This window comes from Cyanobacteriota bacterium (assembly GCA_025054735.1).
Classification (GTDB): domain Bacteria; phylum Cyanobacteriota; class Cyanobacteriia; order SKYG9; family SKYG9; genus SKYG9.
Genome location: JANWZG010000469.1, coordinates 1 through 2,716, shown reverse-complemented (window position 1 = coordinate 2,716; position 2,716 = coordinate 1). Strand labels below are relative to the sequence as shown.

Annotated in this window: 3 protein-coding genes; 2 read left to right on the top strand and 1 reads right to left on the bottom strand. The window is 50.0% G+C overall.

Annotated elements, in window-relative coordinates; all coding sequences use genetic code 11:
• The coding region (locus tag NZ772_16925) for a hypothetical protein (protein MCS6815239.1) at positions 1-1,320 on the top strand (1,320 nt) is incomplete at its 5' end.
• A gap of 273 nt (positions 1,321-1,593) precedes the next feature.
• Positions 1,594-2,103: a hypothetical protein gene (locus NZ772_16920; protein MCS6815238.1), complete on the top strand. Its 510-nt coding sequence runs from the start codon at positions 1,594-1,596 to the stop codon at positions 2,101-2,103.
• On the opposite strand, the gene NZ772_16915 is transcribed toward NZ772_16920, so the two are convergent.
• On the bottom strand, positions 2,100-2,672 hold the full coding sequence (locus NZ772_16915) for a diheme cytochrome c (GenBank protein ID MCS6815237.1): 573 nt from the start codon (positions 2,670-2,672) through the stop codon (positions 2,100-2,102). The genes NZ772_16920 and NZ772_16915 overlap by 4 nt on opposite strands.
• Positions 2,673-2,716: the final 44 nt, after the last annotated feature.

The window sequence follows — 2,716 nt, the reverse complement described above, 5'->3', positions numbered from 1 at the left end:
AAGCGAGACTCTCGCCGCGCTCAGGATACAGCTCAGTTCTTGACTGACCTAGAACGCAATTTTTTTCAAGGGGCGATCGCGTATTTGCATCAGAGCTTGGGTTATCAGGGGCTAATCTATGCCTCTAACTGGGTAACGGCAGATGCTCAAATTCTGGGTCCGTTGGATAAATATGCCAATACCGTGGCTGATTTTATGGATCGGCACGGCTACTTCGGTGGCCTCCACGAGGGTGAACGGGCTAGCTATGCGTTGAGTAGTGGGGATAGGTATAGCGATCGCTCCGCATTGCTGTTCACGTCCATTGATCCCAAACAGCATGAGGATGTGAGCTTACCGATTATGGATCTTCGCTACAACGATTTGCCATCGACAATCACTGAAGTTAACTGGACTATGCCCAATCGCTTCCGGGCTGATTTTCCCCTACTAGCGGCTGCCTATGGTTCATTGCAGGGCACAGATGGCTTTTTCTTCTTTGCCACAGGTAAGCATGGCTGGGAACCCATGCTGGACAAATTTACGATCGCTTCCCCCGTGACCATGGGGCAATTTCCAGCTACAGCACTCATGTATCGCCAGGGGATGGTTCAGCCCGGTAAAACCGTGGTCGATATTTCCCTGACTCTGAACGATCTCAACAGCCTCAAGGGTGCTCCAGTCACAGCGCCCCAAAATCTAGATGAGTTTCGCGCCCAAGACATTCCCCCCGGCCAAACCCTGCAAACCCAGCAAGTAAAGAGCTTAGATCCATTTGCCTATCTAGTGGGTAAGGTGAACCTGCGCGTTGTACCTCAGGCAACCCCATCCCGCTTGCTCAACCTCGCAGATTTTATTGATCGCAACGCTAAAACTATTCGCAGTAGCACAGGCCAGTTGCTATGGAACTATAACCAAGGTGTCGTTAGGGTGAACGCTCCTCAAAGTCAGGGGGTAACAGGCTTTTTACAGCGGGCAGGCACAATTGAGTTGGAAACTGTGCGCCTAAGCAGCAAGATGGACTACGGTACGATCGTGGTAATTGCTTTGGACGATCGTCCCCTAGCTACTTCTAAACAGATGTTGCTGCAAGTTATGTCTGAGGAACAAAATTTGGGCTGGCGCACTGATGGCCAATCGCCTAAAATCATCCAAAGTATAGGAACAGCGCCGATCGCTATACGCAAATTGCAGGGACGAGTCGCCCTAAAACGCTCTGATGCTGCCAAGATTACAGTTACTGCCCTTGACTACCGAGGCTATCCCCTTCGTGCGATCGGCAACGCGAAAGCCATCACTCTCCAGCCAGATACAATCTATTACCTGCTGACCAGTCCCTAGAGGCTGGAAGGGCAATAAACTGGTTCATCGGGGCGTGGTTGCTGTTATGACTGGTACATAGATTGTAATCTTCACTAGCAAGGTTCTTGCCAACCCGTATATTTAGCTACAAATCTCTAGCTGTTGGTCAACTGTTGCCACCTTAGAGCTTTCCCCTTACAGCAACTGTCAAAACTGTCAAGACGGAGATGAATCGTGTAACCTAAGATAAGGTGGCTTAGATTAGTGTCATTTGCTAGACCGTAGCTGTCTGTAACTAAGGAGTTCATCGGTATGACTAGTCAAAGTAAAGTAGGGCTGTGGCATAGAGGTGTATATCAGGTTTTGTTGGCAGCACCATTGGCTGCAATCGGTCTTGGCCTATGGAATGCTCCTAGCCAGGCAGAGGTTTCAATCATTCTGCAAACTGACACTGTGCAAACCAAATATCCCAGCAATTATCGCAATAGCTATCAACATAGTTATCAACGTAGGTACTATCGATCGCCCTGGATTCAACGCAGAGTTCATCGCTACTACGACACCACAAACTCAACGATTACATACCCCACTCATCAGGTGATTACCCCCGTTGTCCAACCCGTCATTATTCACTCCCCAGAATCGTCAGGCTCAGTGATTGTCTTGCCCAGTAGTTCATCCGTCCATCGGGTCAACTCCAGTACAACTACCTATCCTCAGGTCGTTTACCCTCAGACAGTTTATCCCCAAGTCATCTATCCCCACACAACTTATCCCCAGCGCACCATTCGCCGCACAACGTCAGTGCAAATCAGGTTTTAATTGGCAACGGTGCTAGTAATTGTGCGAAAGTCAAACTGTTGAGCATTAGGATGGCATGTGATACAACCCTGAAGCTTTACAGGTCGAGGGACATCCACATCAGGATGCAGTGCCTTGAAGTATCGAGATTTGTCTAAGAACAAAGGCTTTTGCTCATCTGCCAACAGTGGGCGAGAAAAGTTGCGCAGGTAGTTCCACATTAGTGCCCTGGCGGGGTCTCCGGGTAAGTTGAGGACAACGCTATAGTGTCGAGGCTGCACAAGTAGTTCTGCCCAAGTGGCTGTGGGCAATACCTCTGGAGGAATAGCCAGATGACAAGTGCCGCAGGTTTCTAGGTAAAGTTCTTGCCCTAGTTGATAGGACGGAGGCACCGGATCAACACCAGGAATGCCTGGTTTTGGTTGGCTTCTGGGAGTTGGAGAGGGAGTCGGCAATGGCGCGAGGGGATCATTGATGGTAGGAGTGGTAGGTCGAAGTTGGGCGATCGCCGCTGGTGTTGCTTGAGTTATTTGGCCTAGACTCCAACCCATGAGCACACTCCACACGAGGAGGAGTAACCCTAGGACGATTGTTCGTCGCTTACCAAATCGGCGTAGACGATAGCAGCGGCCAG

What these genes read in the sequence shown, in the direction of transcription:
- NZ772_16920 (MCS6815238.1), top strand. Translation starts at nt 1,594, where the DNA reads ATGACTAGTCAAAGTAAAGTAGGGCTGTGGCATAGAGGTGTATATCAG.